This is a genomic window from Streptomyces sp. NPDC001410 (genome assembly GCF_042895235.1).
GTDB lineage: Bacteria > Actinomycetota > Actinomycetes > Streptomycetales > Streptomycetaceae > Streptomyces.
In genome coordinates, this window is sequence record NZ_JBIAWE010000001.1 from 287088 (window position 1) to 303521 (window position 16434).

Here is a 16434-nt window from a genome sequence, read left to right on the forward strand (position 1 = left end):
GCACTGGAGATCTCCTCATCGAGATCGAGCGATCAGGGCGGTCGTCTCCATGGGCAACTCGGTGACCGTTGCGACGTCCAGGCCGGCCCGGGTCAGCAGCGCCGTGATCCCCTCAACGGTGCGGTGCCGGCCGCCGGTTGTCATCAGGAGGTGCAGATCCCACAGAGCGGGCAGCATGGTGGAGTTCTCGTCCTCGACGAAACGGTCGAGGATCAGCAGTCGCGACGTGGAGTCCGCCATGGCGCGGCGGCAGTTCTCGAAGGCTTTGACGACCGCGTCGTCGTCCCAGCCGGCCAGAACTCGGCAGAGGATATAGACGTCCCCGCCGGTCGGGACGCTTTCGAACATGTCGCCCCCGACCAGGTCGACGCGGTCCAGTCCGATGGTGGCGGCCAGGTGCTCACGCGCCTTGGGCATCATGTGTTCGCGGTCGAAGAGCGTGCCTCTGGCATCCGGTGCGGCGCCGAGGATCGTGGCGAGCAGGTGTCCGCCCCCTCCGCCCACGTCCACGACCATCTTGCCGCCGGAGAAGTCGAAGATCTCGGGTACTTGGTGGAAGAACATGCTTCCGGCGTTCATGGTGTGCTGGAATCGCCTGGCGGTGGCCGCATCCTGACCGAGATAGTCGTAGAACGACTGGCCGTAGGCGACCTCGAAACCCGAGCTTGCCGTGCTGATGGCGTGGTGGGCGTGACCCCAGGCGGAGTAGAACTCCTCGCCGTAGAGCAGGCACATGTCGCGTAGGGACTGAGGGCCGTCGAGCAGTGCCGCGCTCACATCGGTACTCCGGTAGCCGGTCGACTCGTTGCCCTCGAATACGCCCATGGCCACCAGAAGGCGCATCAGGCGGCGAATGCCCTCTTCATTCGCCCCGGTCGACTTGGCGAGTTCGGCGGAGGTGGCCCGGCCGGCCTCGATATGGTCCGGCAGCCCCAGTTTGACGGCGGTGTAGAGTGCCTGCGCCCTCCATCCACCGGTGATGATGTCGACCACGTCTCGAGTGGCCTGCACGTCGACTGTCATTGAGACCTCTCCATTCTAAGACGGGATGTCCGCAGTAGGGCGTCTGACGGCCGTCGTGGTCGATCAGGACTGCCGCTGGGTGATGTTGACCATCCAGGTGATCCCGAACCGATCGACGAGCGTGCCGGCCTCGTCACCCCATGACTGCTTCTCCAGCGGCATCGTCACGGTGCCACCGACGGCCAGCTTCTCGAAGTAGTCGCGGAGCTTGGTGTCGTCTCCGCCGAGGTACAGCGCAACATTGTTGCCCGGGTTGAAGGGCACCCGCTCAGGGACGTCCCACGCCATCACCCTGTACCCGTCCGCGGTATCGAGCACGGCGTGCATGACCTTGTCGGCGTCGGGCATCTCCGACGAGCCGAAGTCCCCGAACGTGCCGATCTCCAGCTTGCCGCCGAGGACTTCCTGGTAGAACTCGATCGCCTGCCGTGCGTTCCCGTTGAAGGCGATGTACGGGTTGAGCCGAGATTCCATCCGATGTTCCTTGCTGTGAGTGCGAAAAACTTGAACCCGGCAGCGGGCAAGCCCTACGTAGGGATCCCGCCGCGGTTGACCTTCGGTACCTCGATCCCCAACGCACGCAGTTGCTGGAACGGGTTCATGAACTCGCGGTTCTGCTTGATCTTTCCGTTCTCGAGCAGGAACGAGTGTATGAAGTGGTTCTTGTAGTAGCCGGGCGGGTAGTCCGGGTAGAGAATCTGACCCTCTCCGTCACATTCGACCCAGAACCTGTTGGGGTCCTGTGTCTCGAAGATCTCTACGTTCTTCCATTCCCAGTCGGGGAACATGCGCAATGACCACTCGCCGTGCGCCTTGAGCTTCTCGTGCCCCTGGGAGGTGATCGGCTCACCGGTATCGCTCGTCCAGAGGCCGGCGCTGCCGTCCTCGGTGAAGAGCTGATACCGCGTCAATCGGTTCTCGCCCTTCCGGCTCATGTAATCCGCGACGACGGCACGGTGCCGGGCGCGCAGGTCGAGGTCGGTCTCGAAGCCGCCAGGCCGAGTGTTGTCCGTTCCCATCTCGAACCCCTCAATCCGTGATGTGGGCGTGGATGTTGTCGCTCGTGATCGGTGCGTGCGGCTGGGCTGCCGACCGCTGCCTGCGACCGTCTCCGCTCGCAGGCAGCGGCGGCGATATCGGTCAGAACCGGAGCTCGGGGCGGTAGATGTCCAACCAGGTACTCAGATCGAGTACTCGCTCCATGCCGTTGCGGACGTCGATGGGCATCGCACCCGAGTCCTGCCGCGTGATGTCCTGCAGCCAGCTGCGGTCGACCAGATCGAACACCGGGTCGTCGGTCGTGAGCAGTTCCTTGCACTGCTGCAGCAGCGCGCCGGTGTAGTGCGGATCCAGAGTCGCCGGGTAGGGAGCCTTCACCCGGTTCAGCACCGACTGGGGCAGCAGGTCGGCAGTCGCTGCGCGGAGAAGACTCTTCTCCCTGCCGTCGAAGGTCTTCAACGACCACGGGGTGTTGTAGACGTACTCGGTGAGCCGGTGGTCGCAGAAGGGGACCCGGACCTCCAGTCCGACGGCCATGCTGATCCGGTCCTTGCGCTCCAGCAGCATGCGGACGAAGCGGGTCAGGTGGAGGTAACACATCACCCGCATCCGCATCTCGTGGTCGCTCTCACCGTCGGCCCGCTCGACCTCGGCAACCGCGTCGGCGTAGCGGTCGCGAATGTAGGTGGGCAGGTCGAGGGCCGCGGTGATGTCGGCATTGAACCGGTCGGACACCTGGGCCCGCGCGCCGCTGACGAAGACGGCCATCCAGGGGAAGGTGTCCGCGGCCTGGACTTCCGGCTGATGGAACCACCTGTACCCGCCGAAGACCTCGTCGGCGGACTCCCCGGACAGGGCGACCGTGGACTGCTCGCGGATGGCCTGGAACAGCAAGTAGAGCGAGGCATCCATGTCGCCGAGGCTGAGCGGACTGTCCCGCGCGGTGATGACCGCACGGCGCACCGCCGGGTCGGCGATCGCGGCATGGTCGAGCACGATGGTCTCGTGCTGCGCGCCGACGTGTGCGGCCACCTCCAGCGCGTAGGGGGCGTCCGACGTGGCGCGCAGCTCGTCGGCGACGAAATCGTCCTCCCGCCCGACGAAGTCCACCGCGAAGCTGCGCACCTTCTCCCCGGGCTCGCCGTGCTCCCCGGGCCTGCCGAGCTTGGCGGCGGCCAGCGCGGTGATCACACTGGAGTCCAGCCCGCCGGAAAGCAGTGTGCAGCGCGGCACGTCGGAGACCAGTTGCCGGCTCACGATGTCCTCGAGCAGGTCGCGCACGTGGGCGACCGTAGTCCTCCGGTCATCGGTGTGCGTACGGGTCGGCAGGGTCCAGTAGCGCCGCTCACGCAGGCCGGCGCGGTCGACGGTGACCACGCCGCCCGGTACCACCTCACGCATCCCGCACCACACCGCACTACCCGGCGTCTGGGTGAAGCTGACCAGCTCACGCAGTCCGTCGAGGTCGACCGCGCGGTCCGCCAGCGGGTTGGCGAGGATCGCCTTCGGCTCGGCGCCGAACAGCACCCCGTCGTCGGTGCTGGAGAAATAGAGCGGCTTGACGCCCATCCGGTCGCGGATCATCACGAGCTTGTCGGTCCTGGCATCCCAGACGGCAAAGGCGTACATGCCGTTGAGACGTTCGGCGACTGCCTCGCCCCACTCCAGGTAGCCGTGGAGCACCACCTCGGTATCGCTGCGGGTCCGGAACCGGTGGCCGCGACGGAGTAACTCGCTCCTGAGTTCGGTGAAGTTGTAGACCTCACCGCTGTAGGTGATCGCCACCGCGCCGTCGTCGGTGCGCACCTCCATGGGCTGGGTGCCGCCTTCGATGTCGATGACCGCCAGCCTTCGATGGCCGAGCGCCGCATGCCGGTCGACCCAGGTGCCTTCGGCGTCCGGTCCACGGCAGGCCATGGTCGCTGTCATCGCGTCCAGCTCCGCGCGCTGCTGAGTCAGATCCCGATCGAACGAGACCCAGCCCGTGATTCCACACATCGACTTGCCTTTCTTCCTCTCGAGTGCACTGCCCAGGGCACGGTCAGGGCTGGAGCCGGCCAGTACGCCAGCCGGAACCGTCACGCTCATAAAGCAGCCTCTGGTGCAACCGGTCCGGGTCGGCCTGCCAGAACTCGACCGACGCGGGCTCCAGCAGATAGCCCAGCCAGCGGGCCGGGCGAGGCAGCGCCAAGCCGTCGCGACCCAGTTCCTCGGCCTGCTTCCGCAGCGCGTCCTCGTCCAGCAGCGGCGCGCTCTGATGCGAAGCCACCGACATCGGGTGCGCGCCGACCGGCCGGGCCGCCCACAGGGCGTCGGACTCCTCGTCGGGCAACGGACGGGTCGGGCCGGTCACGCTCACCTGGCGGCCGGCCTCGCGCCAGTAGAGCACGCCCGATGCCCAGCCCGTCTCGGCCAGGTCCCGGCCCTTGCGGCTGTCGGCGTGGCTGGCGAACACCAGACCCGTATCGCGGACGGCGAGCACCTGCACGATCCGGTTGGAGGCGTGACCGCGGGCATCGGCGGAGGCCAGCGCCAGCGCCCCTGGCTCGCGGACGGCGTTCGCGACGGCGCTGTCGAACCAGGCCTGGAGCAGGCCCATCGGGTCGGCGGGCGGGGTCACGAACTCTTCGGCCGGCCGGGGTTGGGGCGATGCGCTCACGACGACTTCCTGATCGGTTCGAAGGCCAGGCCGCGATCGACCAGCCGGCCGGAGTGGACACCTTCGACGATGGCCTCGATGTCGGTCATCATCCGGTCGGTCGGCGGGTATCCGATGAGCTCGGTGGCACGGTTCGGCGGCATCGGTGCCGTCAGGTCGGCTGTGGACTCCCACAGCATCACCGCGCCCCAGCGGTTGGTCTGCGGGTCGGAGATCCAGAACTTCAGCCGCAGCCCGTGAATCTGCGCCCACGGTTCCACGCCCTCGTCTCGCAGGTAGACGCGTAGCGAGTCGATGGTCTGGTCGGACCCGGAGAGGTCCCACCAGGAGATGGTGGCTTTCATGCCTTCAGTACCTCCTTGGTCTCCATCAGCGGCGCCAGCAGTTCACCCAGGACGCGCTCCCCGTCCTGGGTGAGCACCGATTCGAGGTGGAACTGCACCGAGCTGAAGTGCGGCCCGCGCAGGGCATGCACCTCGCCCGTGCCGGCGTCGAGGCTGACCTTCACCTCACCGATGCCAGGACACTCCAACTGCTCAGCCCGTCCGCAGGCCACGTAGGAGTTGTAGAAGCCCACCCGTTCCCGCGAGCCGAACAGGTCGATCTCGCGCTGGGTGCCCTGGTTCGGGACCTCCCGGCGCCTCAGCCCGAGCCCGAGGTGCCGGCAGAGCAACTGATGGCTCAGGCACACAGCCAGGAAGGGGATGCGCCGGGCCAGCAAGTGCTCGATCGCCGAGGTGAGGTGGGCCATCCTGGGGTGGTCGGCCTCCCGCGGGTCGCCGGGTCCGGGGCCCAGTACGACGAGATCGTGGTCGTCGAAGCGGTGGGGTGCGTCGAAGCGGGTGAGTTGCACGGTCAGTCCGATGGCGCGCAGCTGGTGGGCCAGCATCGAGCTGAAGGTGTCCTCGGCATCGATGATCAGCGCCCGGCGGCCGGCCAGCACCGGATGCGGCTGCGCTCGCGTGTCCGCGTCGGTGAGCCAGAAGTTCGCGATCGTCGCGTTGCGCCTGCCCAGAGCTTCCTGGATCAGCGGGTGCTCGTCGAGCCGCTCGTCGGCGCCCAGCGCCGAGAGCAGGCCTGCGGCCTTGGTGCGGGTCTCGGCGACCTCGGTGTCGGGGTCGGAGTGCCGGACCAGGGTTGCGCCCACCCCGACCTCGACATGACCGCTGTCGTCGACGTCCGAGGTACTGATGTCGGCGGTGCGGATGAGGATGGCCGAGTCCAGGGTGCGCGCGCCACCGGCGTCGCGGCCGATGAGGGCCGCGACGCCCCCGTAGTACCCGCGGCCGCGCGGCTCGTAGCGGGCGATCACCCGGCAGGCGTTCTCGAGCGGGCTACCGGTCACCGTGGGGGCGAACATTGTTTCCCGCAGGATGTCCCGGGGATCGAGGTCGCTGCGCCCCTCGATGATGTACTCGGTGTGCGCGAGCCAGGCCATTTCCCGCAGGAACGGGCCCACCACCCGCCCACCGCCCTGGCAGACCCGGGCCATCATTTTCAGTTCCTCGTCCAGGACCATGTACAACTCGTCGGTCTCTTTGCCGTCGGTGAGGAAATCCATGACCTCCGACAGGACCGGTCCTGTCGGCGGGTAGCGGTAGGTGCCGCTGATCGGGGTCATCGCCGCGATCCCGTCCCGCAGGCTGACGTGGCGCTCCGGTGTGGCGCCGACGAAGGTCCGAGTGCCGGTGTGCACGAGGAAGGTCCAGTAGGCGCCGCTCTCCCGGGTGAGCAACCGGCGGAACAGGCTCAGTGCGCTGCGCGTGGAGTACCCGGTGATCGTGGTGACGAACGAGCGCTTGATGACGAAGTTCGAGCCCTCTCCGGTGCCTATCTCGTTGTCGAGCACCGCGCGCACCGTGTCGGCGTAGGCGTCGTCCTCGGTGTCGAAACGCCCCCCGGTCAGGGTGATCGGCTCGTCCGGCAGGGATTTCAGCGCCTCGGACGTGGCGATCTGCCCCTGGTGGGTCACTGACATCGCGAGCAGCGGTGAGCCGTCCGCGGCGGCGGCGAAGCCGCGCTCGGTGATCTGCTGGTGGGGCACCAGGACCAGCGCTTCATGCCGGGCCTCGCCGGGCCGTCCGGCCAGATCGGCCACGTCGACCAGCGGGATGTCGGCGAGCCGGGCCGGGGTGCTGACCTGGCCCAGCAGGATCTCCACTCGGTCCGGGCCCAGCGTCTCGGGGCGGTGCAGCAGGGCGAAGGCGCCCGGGTCGGGCCCCAGCACCTGCTGGAGTAACTGCGGCGAGTTCATTGGAAGACCTCCTCGGTGGTGGTGACCACCGCGCAGCGAGTGGCCGCGTAGTCGAGGGCCAGCCGGTGGTACTCGGCGGAGAAGTCGCCGGCGGCGTCGGCCACCAGGAACGGCTGGATGTCGTTGGTGAATGCCTCGAGGGCCGTCACCAGTACACCGACATGCGCGTACACCCCGCAGACGATCAGCTGGTCGCGGCCCTGGTCGCGCATCTGCGCCAGCAGGTCCGAGCGGAAGAACGCGCTGTAGCGCCACTTGGTGAGCACCTGGTCCGCCGGCCGGGGTGCGAGCTCCGAGACGATCTGACGGTCGACGGGGTCCACCTTCATCCCCGGACCCCAGAAGTCCTTCAGCAAGCCGCGTTCCTCATCCGTCATGCCACCGGGTTGCGCGGTGTAGAACACCGGGACCCCGAGCGCAGTACAGCGCTCCCGCAGCAGCACACAGTGGCGCACCAGCGGGTCACGCACCGACGAGGGAAACGGCGCGAGGAAATAGCGCTGCATGTCGTGCACGAGCAGCACCGCCCGGCGCGGGTCGAGGGTCCACTGCGCGGTGCTGATGGGCAGTTCTTCCGTCGTGGGCAGTGGGTAGGCTGGAATCGGCGCTATGCCCGGCACGGTTCTCCCTCGGCCCGGTTCATCATCATCTGCGTCTGCCAGGCCGAGACCACCGATACTGCCTGGCGAGGGTTGAGGCGCGGGTCGCACAACGTCCTGTAGTTCTCATCGATCCGGTCGGTGCCGCATCGGGCGTCGACGCATTCGGTCACGTCGTCGGGAGTGGTCTCCAGGTGTATCCCGCCCGGAATTCCGCCGGCTGTGCGAACGGCGACCTGGAAGGCCATGACTTCCCGGACGATCGTCTCCACCATGCGGGTCTTGCGTCCCTCAGCGGTGGTCACCGTGTTGGCGTGCATGGGGTCGACCAGCCAGATCACCGGGTGTCCGGCGGCGCGCACGGCCTGGACCAACGGCGGCAGCAGATCCATGGTCGCGTCAGCACCCATCCGAGCGATCAAGGTAAGTCGGCCCGGCTCCCGTTCAGGGTCGAGCCGCGCGCACAGCCCGAGCAGCTCGGCGACCGTCATACGCGGCCCGACCTTGCACGCGACCGGGTTGACCACATCTGCCAACAGCGCGACGTGGGCTCCCTCGAGCTGGCGGGTTCGCTCGCCGACCCACGGCCAATGGGTGGAAGTGAGCGCGACTCGGCCCTCCCGATCCCGGCGCAGCATCGGAATCTCGTAGTCGAGCAGCAGAGCCTCGTGGCTGGTCCACACCGCCGGATCGATGCGCGCCCGTGGCGTCGGGCTGAGATTGACCATGAGCTGGCTCGCCGCCCGGTAGCCCGCTAACAGGCGCCGGGGATCGTGCCGCCGTGCTTCCGGGTTCGGCTCCGGACCGTTCACCATGTGCCCGCGGTACACCGGGAGCTCGACGCCACCGACCCGCTCGGTGTGCGCCGACCGGGGCTTGGCGTACTGGCCTCCGATCCGGCCCACCCGCACCACCGGCTGATGAGTAATCGCGTTCATGACGCCGGCGAGCACGTTGAGGAGTCCCACCTTCCGCTCCACGTCAACTGCGGTGCATTCCGCGGGATCCTCCGCGCAGTCACCCGCCTGCACCACCTGTGCCTGCCCGGCGGCAACTCCGGCGAGCAACCCCCGGAGCCTGCCCAGCGATTCGGCCTCCACGAGCGGGGGAAGGGCCGCCAGTACATCCCGGACCTGCTCGACCTGTGCCGGGTCTCTCCATTGAGGCTGCTGCCGCACAACCGGGGCCTGTGAAACTTCGACCGAGGTGACGTTCAAGCTTTCTCCAAACCTCAGGCATGTCGGCAACTCGCCATCCGCGCCTCAACCGATGACCCGCCACAAATGACCGATGAAGAAGCCCAATAAGGTGGCAGGGGTTGCCCCGCAACGCTTGATTTTGGGTACGGCGGATCAAACTCCCGTTCTTACAGCTTGCTCGCCGACAAGTCGGCTGAGCACAAAGAAGACGAGACCGCCGAGACAGCCCGATCAGTGGTGGTGCGACAGCGCTGTTCCGCCGTGGGGCGGGTACGGGTTGTCCTGGACATACAGCCACGTACCGTTCGGCTGCTCATGCACGGTGTCGCAGAAATTCCCACTGAAGCTCTCGCGGGTACCATCCGCGCGAGTCTGCTCCAGGGTGTATTTGCCCATGATGGACGCCGAGCGGCCACGTACCGTGCCGTCCTTTGCCCGCTTCCCTCCCGCCAGCACAGTTTGGAGAGGGTTGACCGTGAGCACCGGATCCGACTTGAACCACTCGACGTAGAACGCCCTGATGTCCTCGCGGCCTCTGATGATCGACCCGTCGTAGTTGACGATCGCCGCTTCGGGCTCCTGGAGAGCGATGATTCCGTCCACGTCCTTGGACTTGATCCTCTCGCCCAAGAGCTGCAGCAACTCGGCGGGGGTCTTGGCGGCGGCCGGCTTACCGCTGCGGTCCGCCGGGGTCGTGGTGGCAGTCGGTTTACTCACGGCCGGCGCCGCATTCGACGTCTCGGCCAGGAAGAAGGTAGGGCCGACGATGCTCGCAGCCGTCAACACAATGGCGGTGGTAGCGATCGGCAGGGCGCGCTTGATTCTACTCATGACATCTCCCCCAAACTGGAGATGGCAAGCAGGTGGACACAACGCGTCTGCGGCGTTGGACTCTCGGGCCCACTCCTCGACGGAATACCGCGATCCGTTCTTTACGGAATATCGCGATCCGCTCTCTGCGGAATACTGAGATCCGTTTACCGAGGAATACCGTGATCCGTTTACTGGCGGGTGTGGTCGCACTCGCCCCCGTTTGCCATCCCGTCCCCGTGATGGCAGCCATATAACCGTCCGAAACTATGATCTGTCAATGCCAGGCAAAAATGCAGAGGGTGTGAATATTTGTCACGGCAGCTGCAGTTCTTGATCGTTGACGCATTCGGGCTGGTCAGTGGCGCGGTTTAGGACGGTGGCCGTGGAGGCAGTCGGGCGCCGTTGTCAGTGCTGGGTGACACCATCCGGCCATGAGTGGCGAGTCTTTCAACTGGCATGAGTTCTTCGGACGTTGGCAGGCGGAGTGGGTTCCGCGCGCGGACCGGGACGGGGACGGCGGGCAGACCGTCGTCCCGCTGGGCAGTTCCGGGGCGGACGAGGCGGCGATCGCCGCGGCCGAGGAGCGGCTGGGGCGGCGGCTGCCGCCCTCGTACCGGGATTTCCTGGCCGTGAGCGACGGGTGGCACGTGGACCAGATGGCCGGGGTCTATCAGCTCGGCGGCGCCGCGGACATCGACTGGTTTCGGGATCCCTACGACATGACCCCGCTGTACGAGGAGCTTCTGGACGACAACCCTGCCGAGGAGGACGTCCTGCTGGCCGGGATGTGGCAACGGGCGCTACGGCTGGAGACGGACTCCGACATGTCGCACGCCCTGCTCGACCCGGGCGACAGCGACCAGGACGGCGAGTGGTCGCTCTACGTCTACAAGAACTGGAGCGGTGAACTGCCGGACCGTTACCCGTCGTTCCGCGCTTACATGGAGGCCATGTACCGCGGCTTCCACGGCGACCGGGCGCAGAGATGTGGTGGTGTGGCGCGACCCGAGGCGCTCGACCCCGGGTGACCATCCGACCGCGTTCCACCTGTCGGTGGCCGAACAGGGCGAGGAGCTGTACGCGTTCACCGTGCGGGGCACGGAGATCGAGCGCTCCGGCGCGATACCCGAGGCCCTGGACCCCGCACGGCTGTTCCGCCCGGAAGACAGTGAACTGGACTGCGAACTACGTGTGTTGGAGGCTCTGCACACCGAACTCGCGCTCTCGCTCCCCCGCTTCGGACTGACCCAAGGCAGGCTCGGCACCTTCACCACCCGGTCCTGGACCCGGTCGCCACGCACGGGCGAGGCGTTTGCCTACGCCTACATCGGCTTCGAGCGGCACCGGCGCTGAACACTCCGCGAGCGGGACACCCTTGTGCACCGTCGAGGACCTTCGGGAACCGCGCTCTGCAAGATCCCATCTGACAGGGCGGCATGCCACCGTCGACGGGTCATTCCGCGATGTCCGGCCCGGTTGGGCGCCTCGGGAGTGTCCGTCGTGGTGGCCCTTCGGAGATTGGAGACACCCCCCATGCGTCTTTCCACCGCCCACAGAACCGCGACCCGACGGATCGCCGCCGTCTCGATCGCCGCCGGCGCGGTGCTCGGCCTCGTCGGTACGTCCACCGGTACGGCCGGCGCGGCGACACCGACGCACCCCGGCCGCCCGGACAGTCCCATCATCGGCGGCACCGAGAAGCCCGTCGGCTCCTATCCGTTCATGGCGGCGCTGCTGGCGAAGGGTCGGGGCAACCCGCACGACCGGCAGTTCTGCGGCGGCAGCCTGCTGGACCCGTACGTCGTCATGACGGCCGCGCACTGCGTCGTCGGTGTGCAGCCCAAGCAGCTCGAAACGGTCGTCGGCCGCACGGTGCTGTCCAAGAAGAACCAGGGCCACCTGCGCAACGTCACCGACATCGTCGTCCACCCCCGCTACACCAGGGGCCAGGAGGCGTACGACATCGCGTTCCTGATGCTGGACAAGCCCGTCACCGGTACCGCGCCGGTCAACCTGCCGACCATGGGCACGGACGCGCTCATCCGCCCGGGCGCCAAGGCCACGGTCATCGGCTGGGGCAACACCGACACGGAAGTGCCGAACTATCCGGACCGCCTGCGAGCGGTGGACGTCCCGATCGTGTCCCACATCGAGTGCAAGGCGTCCTACTCGAGCTACGACAAGAAGGTCAACGTCTGTGCGGGCGTCGAGGGCAAGGACTCCTGCCAGGGTGACAGCGGCGGACCGATGTTCCGGAAGCTGCCGGGCCGCCGCGGGGTCTACCAGGTGGGCATCGTGTCGTACGGCGACGGCTGCGCGGCACAGGGCGCTCCGGGCGTGTACACGTACACCGGTTCGGCCAAGCTGTGGGACACGCTGGACGAGTCCGCCGCGGGCCGGAAGGTGAAGCAACTGCTCGGCCGCTGATCCGGTTCCCTTGAGCTGTGCGTTCCGGCAGGCGTACGGCATGCCCCCGCGGGAATACCGCATCAGGCGCGCTCGGTGAGGGGGCGCACAGAGGGAGGGAGCGGACGCATGCGTGCGACCGTGCTGGATGTGGTGCGGGACGTCGTCGACCAACACGCGCCACAGGAAAGGCAGTTGGTCGAGGACCTGGCGGGTCTGGAGTACGGCCTCGTGATACGGCGGATGCGGCAGGCGTCCTCCGCCGGACGGAGCGACCCGCTGGGCTTCGGCCTCGACGACATCGCGAGCATGCTCACGCCGTGGGTACTGATGGTGGTCGACGAGGCGTGCCGCGCCGCCGTCGCGGACGGGGCCGGGCGGCTGGTGAACCGGGCCACGACCGCCCTCGGACGGCTGCGACCGTCCGCCCGCCGCACAGCCGCCCCTCCCGAGGTGCCCGACCTCGACCGGGAGCAGTTGGCGTCCGTACGGCGGCGAGTGCGTGAGGAGGCGATCCGGCGCGGCCTCCCCGACACGGAGGCCGACGCCCTCGCGGACAGCGTGGTCGCACGGCTGGCCTTGGCGGGCACTGAAGATCCCCACGAGGCCGAGTCCAGTGAGCCCGGCGGTTCGGGTGAGTTAGGTGAGCCCGGTGAGTCGGGTGAGTCGGGTGAGCCCGGTGAGTCGGGGGATGGTGGTGGTCGCCAGGAGAACGGAGAGGTCCGGTGAGCGGGGGCACGGAGGCGGCTGTGCCCCGCCGGGCCCCCGTGGCGTCGGCCCCCGACCCCGGCGCGCTGCCCGCCGGGACCACCCTGCGCTTCCTCGTCCTGGTCGTCGCGATGGCGGCGGCCACACTCGAGATGCTGCGGGACATCCTGCGGCCGTACCCCGCCCAGAACGTCGAGTTCGTCTGCGAGTTCGCGGCGGGCTACGACCCGGGCGGCAATCTCATCGACAACGTGACACGGAGCAACGCCCAGGCAGCGGCGATCAAGGAGTGCGCCAAGGGCGCCCCCGTGACGCCGGACTGGTACGGCCTGGCCGGCAGCGTCGTCGTCCTGCTGGCGGCCACGGCGGTGTACCTGCTGCTGCCACGCTGGAAGCGGCGGCGGCGCGGTCTGGTGCCGCTGCACGGCCGGGACCCGCAGGGTGAGATCCGAGCCGAGATCGCCCGGCTGGCCGGGGCCGCCGGGGTACGCACCCTGCCCGCCCTCGTGGTCGACCTGGCCGCCCTCGATCCCGGCGCGGTGGTGTTCGGCCGTGCGGGCAGCCGCACCCTCTGCCTCAACAACGGCCTGCTGCACGTCCGCCGCTCCCAGCCGGCCCGTTTCCAGGCCGTGGTCCTGCACGAACTGGCCCATCTGCGCCACCGAGACGTGGACATCGCCTACGCCGTGACGGCACTCTGGCGGGCCTTCCTCGCCCTGGCCGCCGTCCCGTTCACCCTCGTGGTCGGCGGGAGCCTCGTCGCGGCGCACTTCGGCTGGTTCATGGGCGCCGACGCCGTCTTCTGGCCCGCCGCCCGACCGTACATGGTCAGGGAGATCGCGACCGCCGCGTTCCTTTTCCTGCTGGTCGTCCTGGCCCGCGCCGACACCCTGCGCCACCGCGAGTTGTATGCCGACCGGGGGGCCGTGGCCCTGGGTGCCGACCCCGACGTCTGGCGGGCGCGGGCCGAGGCCGCCGTGACACAGGGCCGCCCGGCCCGGGGCGTCTCGGCGTTGTGGCGCAGTCACCCCTCCTGGGAGGAGCGGTGCCGCGTACTCGGGGATCCGGCGGGCCTGTTCGCGCTGACGGGCGTGCCGTTGTTCCTGCTCGGCGCGGTGACCCTGGTCACCGGGAACGCGCTGAGCAACCTGTGGGACACCCGTCCGGCCGCCTGGCTCATCGGGGGGCTGGCGGCGGCCCTCCTGACGGTCTCGGTCTGGCGTGCGGCCCTGTACGCGGCGCACCGGGGCGCCCCCGGTCCCTCGGGTGTGCGGGCGGGCCTGGCTCTCGGACTCGGTCTGGTCTGCGGGGGGTTGCTGTCCGGTGCGGGCATCGGCCCCGGCTGGTGGCCCGCGCACCTGGAGCCTCTGCTCTTCCCTTTCCTCGGCGCCGTGGTCTACGTCTGCTGGCTGGCCCAGTGCGCCCGGCTGCGCCTGCGGGACATGCCGGGCACCCTGCCCGCGCTGCGCGGGGCGGTGCTCGTCGCGGCCGTCTCAGGGTGTGTCGTGGCGGCGGCCGGTCTCGGCTGGTGGCTGGGCGAGGGCCAGTTGTGGCTGGCCGGGGACCTGTATCACGCGGGCGGTCTGGAGCAGCACATCCGTCAGCTCTTCCCCGGCCCCTGGAACCAGGTCGAGCAGTACGCGACGGTCCTGCCCTGGATCTCCTCGGCTCTCGTGAGCGCGAGCGCTGCGGGCTCGACCCCCTTGATCGCGGCGGCCGCGGTGGTGCTGTGGGTCTATCCGGCGGCGCTGCTGCTCAGGCGGCCACGGGCGACGGGGCTGCAGTCCACGGTCCTCGCCGGACTGGCCGGGGGTGTGTTCGGCGTCGCCGCCGTGGCGGCGGTGATGGCGTACGTCCACTCCTGGCGCCCTCCGCTCGACGGGCGAGGCGTCGCCTTCGGAGTCGTCTACATGTGGTGGCGGACCGTCGCCCTGTGGACCGGCGCGGCCGTGACGGCGGCCGCCGTCGCCGCGACCACCCGCACCCACCGACTGCCCCGCGCCCTCGCCGCCGCGGGAATCGCCCAGATCACGGCGCTGGCAGGGCAGTTCCTGCTCCAGTCCGCCGACGGCTGTCTGGGCCCGCTGCGGGTCATGGGCAACACCTGCCACTGGCTGCCCGACGCCTCATGGTCGTTGACCGAACTCCTGGTACAGACGGCCGCACCGGCGATGTTCGGCGCCGCCCTGGTCGCCACCCCCCTGGCCCGGCTCCCCCGCGCCGAAAGACCTTCGGCGCCCGCCGAAGCCGTACGGCGGTCCTGGCCGATCCGGATCGCGGTGGGCGCCGTCGCGGTCCTGGCCGTCATGTCGTCCGTCGTCGCCGTGCGTTCGGTCACGGGCGACGGCACGGCCCTGGCCGTTCCCAACCGTCCCTCGGCCGCCGACAGCAACGAAAGGGTGGGCAGCTTCCAGTTACTGGCCTGGTTCAAGATGAGCGGCCGGGCCGACATGGTTGCCCTGGCCTCTCGCTACACGGAACTCGCGAAGTGGATCAAGGAGTCGGCCGACGCCGAGACCGGTGCCGTCGACGGCAGTACCCTGCGCCCCGTCTGCACCGGCCTCACCCGCGACACGGTCACCGCCCAGCACCATCTGGGCGTACCCGACGCCGAGCTGGGCCGCGCATGGTCCACCCTGCTGGCCAAGAGCCGGGACGCAGCCCGCGAGTGCACGTCCGTGCTCGACTCGGAGACGGACGACGTGCAGCGCAACACGAGGATGCTGGAGCACCTGGTCGACGCCTACAAAGAGGCAGGTAAGGCCCTCTCACTCCTGACGGACCGCGTCACCTCCGCGCTGGAGCAGTGGCCGCAGTGGAAGGACGCCCGAAACCGCTGATGCCGACACGTCCGGTCATGGTGTTGAACTCCTCCGCGCTCAGGGGTACGCAGACGGCATGGCCGGTAAGAAGGCGGCGAAGCTGCCGCGCGAGGTGTACGAGAAGGAACTGCTGCGTCTGCAGACGGAGCTGGTCAAGGTCCAGGAGTGGGTGCGGGCGGAGGGCGCCCGCCTGGTCGTGGTCTTCGAGGGGCGGGACGCGGCGGGCAAGGGCAGCACCATCAAGCGGGTCACCGAATACCTCAACCCGCGGGTGGCACGGATCGCGGCGCTGCCCAAGCCCACTGAGCGCGAGCGCACCCAGTGGTACTTCCAGCGGTACGTCGAGCACCTTCCCGCAGCCGGGGAGATCGTGCTGTTCGACCGCAGCTGGTACAACCGGGCCGGGGTCGAGCACGTGATGGGTTTCTGCACCAAGGAGGAGCACCAGCTCTTCCTGCGCCAGTGCCCGATCTTCGAGCGGATGCTGGTGGAGGACGGGATCCTGCTGCGCAAGTACTGGTTCTCGGTGAGCGACACCGAGCAGCAGGAACGTTTCCGGCGCCGGCTGGACGATCCTCTGCGGCGCTGGAAGCTGTCGCCGATGGACCTGGATTCGATCACCCACTGGGAGGCGTACTCGCGGGCCAAGGACGAGATGCTGGTGCACACCGACGTCCGCGAGGCGCCGTGGTACGTCGTGGAGAGCGACGACAAGCGGCGGGCGCGGCTGAACATGATCGCCCATCTGCTGGGCTCCCTGCCGTACCACGAGGTGCCGCCCCCGGTGCTGGAGCTCCCGGACCGGCCGCCGTCCACCGGCTACGAGCGACCGCCGCGCGATCTGCAGACCTACGTCCCCGACCACGCGGCGGGCCTCTGAGCGGGTGCGCGCCTCGGTGATGCACGACGGGCCCGCCGAGCTGTGCTAGGGTTTCGGAGTTGCAGTTGTGGT

At 68.7% G+C, this 16434-nt stretch carries 14 protein-coding genes and 1 pseudogene; 5 read left to right on the forward strand and 10 right to left on the reverse strand.

What is annotated here, in order from left to right; all coding sequences use genetic code 11:
* Positions 1-15: 15 nt before the first annotated feature.
* The 10 genes from ACFY3C_RS01300 to ACFY3C_RS01345 form a co-directional block, all read right to left on the reverse strand.
* Positions 16-993 carry a methyltransferase gene (locus ACFY3C_RS01300; RefSeq protein ID WP_390769249.1) on the reverse strand — a complete coding sequence of 326 codons (978 nt, stop codon included), beginning with the start codon at positions 991-993 and terminating at the stop codon, positions 16-18.
* Positions 994-1086: 93 nt separating this feature from the next.
* Positions 1087-1497 carry a VOC family protein gene (locus tag ACFY3C_RS01305; protein ID WP_386576714.1) on the reverse strand — a complete coding sequence of 137 codons (411 nt, stop codon included), beginning with the start codon at positions 1495-1497 and terminating at the stop codon, positions 1087-1089.
* A gap of 53 nt (positions 1498-1550) precedes the next feature.
* Positions 1551-2042 carry a PhzA/PhzB family protein gene (locus tag ACFY3C_RS01310; RefSeq protein WP_386576715.1) on the reverse strand — a complete coding sequence of 164 codons (492 nt, stop codon included), beginning with the start codon at positions 2040-2042 and terminating at the stop codon, positions 1551-1553.
* Between the two features lie 121 nt (positions 2043-2163).
* Complete coding sequence (gene asnB / locus ACFY3C_RS01315; protein ID WP_390769250.1) at positions 2164-4020, reverse strand: asparagine synthase (glutamine-hydrolyzing); 1857 nt, start codon at positions 4018-4020, stop codon at positions 2164-2166.
* A 43-nt stretch (positions 4021-4063) separates the two neighbouring features.
* Positions 4064-4681, reverse strand: coding sequence for a phenazine biosynthesis FMN-dependent oxidase PhzG (gene phzG / locus ACFY3C_RS01320; protein ID WP_386576717.1), 618 nt, complete (start codon positions 4679-4681; stop codon positions 4064-4066).
* A complete protein-coding gene (locus tag ACFY3C_RS01325) occupies positions 4678-5025 on the reverse strand; it encodes a hypothetical protein (protein ID WP_390769251.1) in 348 nt (115 codons plus the stop codon). Before ACFY3C_RS01325 ends, phzG begins: the two co-directional genes overlap by 4 nt.
* Entirely contained in the window at positions 5022-6935 is a 1914-nt protein-coding gene (locus ACFY3C_RS01330) for an anthranilate synthase family protein (protein WP_390769252.1), read from the reverse strand. Before ACFY3C_RS01330 ends, ACFY3C_RS01325 begins: the two co-directional genes overlap by 4 nt.
* Positions 6932-7555 carry an isochorismatase family protein gene (locus tag ACFY3C_RS01335; protein ID WP_390769253.1) on the reverse strand — a complete coding sequence of 208 codons (624 nt, stop codon included), beginning with the start codon at positions 7553-7555 and terminating at the stop codon, positions 6932-6934. The genes ACFY3C_RS01330 and ACFY3C_RS01335 overlap by 4 nt, the downstream gene beginning before the upstream one ends.
* A complete protein-coding gene (locus ACFY3C_RS01340; RefSeq protein ID WP_390769254.1) occupies positions 7543-8751 on the reverse strand; it encodes a 3-deoxy-7-phosphoheptulonate synthase in 1209 nt (402 codons plus the stop codon). The genes ACFY3C_RS01335 and ACFY3C_RS01340 overlap by 13 nt, the downstream gene beginning before the upstream one ends.
* A 213-nt stretch (positions 8752-8964) precedes the next feature.
* Complete coding sequence (locus tag ACFY3C_RS01345; protein WP_390769255.1) at positions 8965-9564, reverse strand: YybH family protein; 600 nt, start codon at positions 9562-9564, stop codon at positions 8965-8967.
* Between the two features lie 413 nt (positions 9565-9977).
* On the opposite strand from ACFY3C_RS01345, the pseudogene ACFY3C_RS01350 reads away from it, so the two are divergent.
* The 5 genes and pseudogenes from ACFY3C_RS01350 (at position 9978) to ppk2 (ending at position 16362) form a co-directional block, all read left to right on the forward strand.
* Positions 9978-10899: pseudogene (locus ACFY3C_RS01350) on the forward strand (SMI1/KNR4 family protein).
* Positions 10900-11079: 180 nt separating this feature from the next.
* A complete protein-coding gene (locus tag ACFY3C_RS01355; RefSeq protein ID WP_390769256.1) occupies positions 11080-11973 on the forward strand; it encodes a S1 family peptidase in 894 nt (297 codons plus the stop codon).
* A 108-nt stretch (positions 11974-12081) separates the two neighbouring features.
* A complete protein-coding gene (locus tag ACFY3C_RS01360) occupies positions 12082-12681 on the forward strand; it encodes a hypothetical protein (RefSeq protein ID WP_390769257.1) in 600 nt (199 codons plus the stop codon).
* A complete protein-coding gene (locus tag ACFY3C_RS01365) occupies positions 12678-15500 on the forward strand; it encodes a M48 family metalloprotease (protein ID WP_390769258.1) in 2823 nt (940 codons plus the stop codon). The genes ACFY3C_RS01360 and ACFY3C_RS01365 overlap by 4 nt, the downstream gene beginning before the upstream one ends.
* Positions 15501-15558: 58 nt before the next feature.
* Positions 15559-16362 carry a polyphosphate kinase 2 gene (ppk2, locus tag ACFY3C_RS01370; RefSeq protein ID WP_390769259.1) on the forward strand — a complete coding sequence of 268 codons (804 nt, stop codon included), beginning with the start codon at positions 15559-15561 and terminating at the stop codon, positions 16360-16362.
* The last annotated feature ends 72 nt before the right edge of the window (positions 16363-16434 follow it).

Bases quoted from the DNA above. Each gene is read 5' to 3' on its own strand.
- ACFY3C_RS01305 (WP_386576714.1), bottom strand. From the start codon at position 1,497: ATGGAATCTCGGCTCAACCCGTACATCGCCTTCAACGGGAACGCACGG.
- ACFY3C_RS01310 (WP_386576715.1), bottom strand. From the start codon at position 2,042: ATGGGAACGGACAACACTCGGCCTGGCGGCTTCGAGACCGACCTCGAC.
- asnB (WP_390769250.1), bottom strand. From the start codon at position 4,020: ATGTGTGGAATCACGGGCTGGGTCTCGTTCGATCGGGATCTGACTCAG.
- ACFY3C_RS01325 (WP_390769251.1), bottom strand. From the start codon at position 5,025: ATGAAAGCCACCATCTCCTGGTGGGACCTCTCCGGGTCCGACCAGACC.
- ACFY3C_RS01330 (WP_390769252.1), bottom strand. From the start codon at position 6,935: ATGAACTCGCCGCAGTTACTCCAGCAGGTGCTGGGGCCCGACCCGGGC.
- ACFY3C_RS01345 (WP_390769255.1), bottom strand. From the start codon at position 9,564: ATGAGTAGAATCAAGCGCGCCCTGCCGATCGCTACCACCGCCATTGTG.
- ACFY3C_RS01355 (WP_390769256.1), top strand. From the start codon at position 11,080: ATGCGTCTTTCCACCGCCCACAGAACCGCGACCCGACGGATCGCCGCC.
- ACFY3C_RS01360 (WP_390769257.1), top strand. From the start codon at position 12,082: ATGCGTGCGACCGTGCTGGATGTGGTGCGGGACGTCGTCGACCAACAC.
- ppk2 (WP_390769259.1), top strand. From the start codon at position 15,559: ATGGCCGGTAAGAAGGCGGCGAAGCTGCCGCGCGAGGTGTACGAGAAG.